The organism is Edaphobacter sp. (genome assembly GCF_035532915.1).
In the GTDB taxonomy this organism is placed as follows: domain Bacteria; phylum Acidobacteriota; class Terriglobia; order Terriglobales; family Acidobacteriaceae; genus Edaphobacter.
The window spans coordinates 1-3,541 of the sequence record NZ_DATKQC010000104.1; the positions used below are offsets into that span (position 1 = coordinate 1).

The 3,541-nt window shown below is 61.8% G+C and carries 4 protein-coding genes; all 4 read right to left on the reverse strand.

Annotated features, from left to right (window positions below; genetic code table 11):
- A partial coding sequence (locus VMU57_RS05480; protein ID WP_325381627.1) for a glycoside hydrolase family 3 protein occupies positions 1-1,011 on the reverse strand: 1,011 nt, incomplete at its 3' end.
- A 142-nt stretch (positions 1,012-1,153) separates the two neighbouring features.
- Positions 1,154-2,539: a cytochrome P450 gene (locus VMU57_RS05485; RefSeq protein WP_325381628.1), complete on the reverse strand. Its 1,386-nt coding sequence runs from the start codon at positions 2,537-2,539 to the stop codon at positions 1,154-1,156.
- Positions 2,536-3,210: a dTMP kinase gene (tmk, locus tag VMU57_RS05490; protein WP_325381629.1), complete on the reverse strand. Its 675-nt coding sequence runs from the start codon at positions 3,208-3,210 to the stop codon at positions 2,536-2,538. Before tmk ends, VMU57_RS05485 begins: the two co-directional genes overlap by 4 nt.
- 14 nt (positions 3,211-3,224) lie before the next feature.
- Positions 3,225-3,541 (reverse strand): hypothetical protein (locus VMU57_RS05495; protein ID WP_325381630.1); only part of this gene is annotated, 317 nt, incomplete at its 5' end.

Below are 3,541 nucleotides of genomic sequence, written 5' to 3' on the forward strand. Positions count from 1 at the left end.
CTCATTATTTTTGGCGTCGTAGGTGGAGAGGTTTGGATCGGTCTGGGAGCGGTCGAGCCAGCCGAAGCGAGCGGCAGTCATGAGGATGTTGCGGATTTTTTCGTCGATGGTGGCTTCGGAGACCTTGCCGCTTTTGACTGCATCGGTAAGGTTCTTGGGGTTCATGAACTTGCCGGTTGGCATCTCGATGTCGAGGCCGCCGTTGGCCGCGCCCACTGCGTCGTAGGTCGCGTCCCAGTCGGACATCATCACGCCTTTGAAGCCCCACTCTTTGCGGGCGATCTCGGTGTTGAAGTATCCGTTCTGGGTCATGTGGATGCCGTTGGTGAAGTTGTAGGAATCCATGATGGCGCCGACGTGGGCTTTTTTGACGGCCGCTTCAAACGTCGGCAGATAGATCTCGCGGATGGCGCGCTCGCCGATGATGGAGTCGGAGTCGTGGCGGAGGAATTCGGAGTTGTTGCCCATGAAGTGCTTGATGGTGGCGCTGACGCCCTGGCTCTGCATGCCGGTGACGTAGCCGACGGCGATGTTGGCGGCGAGGAAGGGGTCTTCTCCGAAGTACTCGAAGTTGCGGCCGTTGCGCGGCGAGCGATAGATATCGACGCCGGGGCCGAGCATGTAGTGGACACCGCGTGCGCGGGCGTCACGTCCAATGCCTTCGCCGACGCGTGCGGCAAGGTCGCGGTCCCACGAGGCGGCGAGGTTGATGCCTGCGGCGTAGGTGGTGGAAGGGAATCCGGCATTGCTGCGGGTGCCGTAGGGGCCGTCGGACATCTCGAAGGCGGGCAGGCCAAGGCTGGGCATGGCGCGGATGGCGAAGCCGGTGCCGCCGATGTATTCGAGCTTCTGCTGGAGGGTCATCTTGCCGATGATGGCGTCTACCCGGCTGCGCATCGCGGGGGTGTTAGGCTGCGGCGCCTGGGCCAGAACGGAGGCGGCGCAGAACAGCACTGTAGAGAGGAGGGCTGCGGTAATTGCCGCTCTTCGCGGCCGCATATTTTGCTGCATGATGGCGTACTCCTTTTCGTTCCTTTGGTGCTGAAGGCAGGCGATTGATTTCGCAGGGTTCGTAAACGGTGATACTTTGTCCGCTTCGCATCATAACGATTAATCGATTCAGTCGCACCAATTTATGGATTCGAGCGCGTTGTCAGCGGGGGAGGAGCTGCATCCGCAGGGGGCCGTTTGGCCTGAGCGTGATCTTGGCCTGAACTCCGGGAGGAGCGGTGCCCTCATATTTCAAACGCCAGCGCTGGGAGATGGTGGCGATGGCGAGCACGCCTTCCATCCACGCGAAGCCTTCGCCGATGCACTGCCGTCCGCCGCCACCGAAGGGGAAGTAGGCGAAGCGCGGACGGTCTGCCTTGTTCGCTGGCGTGTGGCGTTCGGGATCAAAGCGGAGAGGATCGGGAAAGTACTCGGCGCTGCGATGCATGACGTATTGACTGAAGAAAAAATGCGCCCCCGGTGGGATCCGGTAAGGGCCGAGCGTGACTGGCTTCGTGGACATGCGGCCCATCGCCCAGGCGGGCGGGTAGAGCCGCATGGATTCGGCGAAGACCTGCTCGGTGTAGCGAAGATTGGGGTAGTCGGCCAGATTGGGAAGGCGTGCTTCGCTGCCGGTACCGAGGACGGCGTCGAGTTCGGCGTGGAGCTTGAGTTCGGCTTCGGGATTCTGGCTGAGGAGGTACCACGTCCACGTGAGAGCGTTGGCCACGGTTTCGTATCCGGCGAGGAAGATGGTGAGGACTTCATCGCGGATCTGTTCGTCTGACATACCTTGCTGGTTTTCCGGAAGGGCCTGATCGTCGCGTGAGGCGATGAGCATGGAGAGCAGATCTCCCTTGTCGATGCCAGCGGCGCGATGTTCACGGATGAGGCGATTGACGACGGCGTTGAGTCGGTTGCGCGAGCGGCGGAACTTGATGACGCCGGGAATCGGCAAGTGCAGAAAGGATTCGAGACGAGGGAAGACGACGAGGAAGTTGTAGAGGTCCATGATGGTGTTGACCTCTTCGTTGATACGGCGAATGTCGTCTGTGACCTCGGTGTTGAAGAGTGTGCGAGCGATGATTTCGAGCGAGAGCGACATCATGGATGCAGAGATGTCGAGAGTCTCGCCGGGCTGCCAGCGGTCGCGATGGGCTGTTACGCTGGCGACGATCTGATCGGCATAGGCGGCGATACGCTGACGGTGAAAGGCTGGAGCGACGATGCGGCGCTGGCGCAGATGGATGGGGTCGTCAGAGGTGATGAGCCCTTCGCCCAGCAGCACCTTCATGCGGCGCACGGTGCGCTCTTTGACGAACGCGGGTGCCTGGTTGATGAGGATCTCGCGGATGTATTCGGGGTCGTTAAGGAAGACGATGGGCGTGCCCATGAAGCGGTAGTGGGCGATAGAGCCGTAGGTGCGGTGAAGGTGCTCGAAGAGCAAAATTGGCTCGCCGAGCTTGACCCACGGTTTGTTGGCATAGAAAGGCAGAGAATGTTTGAGGCCGGGCGGCAGGTTCCACTTGGAGTTCGCCCGTGGGTTCATGGCTTTGGTGCGCCTAGGCGTGTAGAGACGATCTCGACGATGCGGTTGTGGATCTCGTCGATGGGGGCTTCGTCGCGGATGGGAAGGACGCGGCGCGGCTCGCGGGCGGCGATCTCTTCGTACTTCTCGTAGATGCGGCCGTAGAACTCGTCGGACTCGCGCTCGAAGCGGTTCTCGTCGGTGCCTTGCTGGCGGGTGTGGCGCTGGTTACGCCGGCGGGCGCGGCGCAGCGAGCCTTCGAGCGAGGGCAGCAGCAGCAGGGTGAGGTCGGGTTGCAGGTTATCGCAGGCTGCGGCGTGCATAGCGAGGATGCGCTCGCTGCCGAGCTGGCGGCCTCCGCCCTGGTAGGCCTCGGAGGAGTCGGTGTAGCGGTCGCAGAGGACGATGCTGCCTGCGGCGAGCGCGGGCTCGATGATCTCGGCGATGGCCTGGGCGCGGTCGGCGAACATCAGCGCCATCTCGGTGGCGGGAGCGATGGGGCCGACCGAGGCTTCAGAGCGGGAGTCGAGCAGGATGCCGCGGATGCGGTCGCCAAGCGCGGTGCCGCCGGGCTGGCGCAGGGTGACGACGTTGCGGCCTGCTGCCGTGAGCGATGCCGCGAGCAGGCGAAGCTGGGTGGTCTTGCCGGAGCCGTCAAGGCCTTCGAAGGTGATGAAATAACCGCGCGCCATGGAGACAGGTTATCTCAACGCGGAGCAATGGCATCCAAGGACACAGACAGAGTGAATTGCGCTGCCTGCGCTTGCAAGAGCGCCTGCCTGAAGAAAAGGGGCGGATTGGGGGTTTTATGATTATTGTCTTCTTGTTCGTGCTGGCTCTGGCGATAGTGCTCTTTACAGTCCTGGGGGGAAGGAACCGGAGACGGAAGCGCCAGAATGCGGAGCCGGTAATCAATGTCACCAATGAGCCGCATGTAGGCCGGGCGCCGGGCGAGGACTAGAACCAGTCTCATAAATACCCAGATGTTCTGATTTGTTGCATTCTGGTTATGCTCTGAGCGAC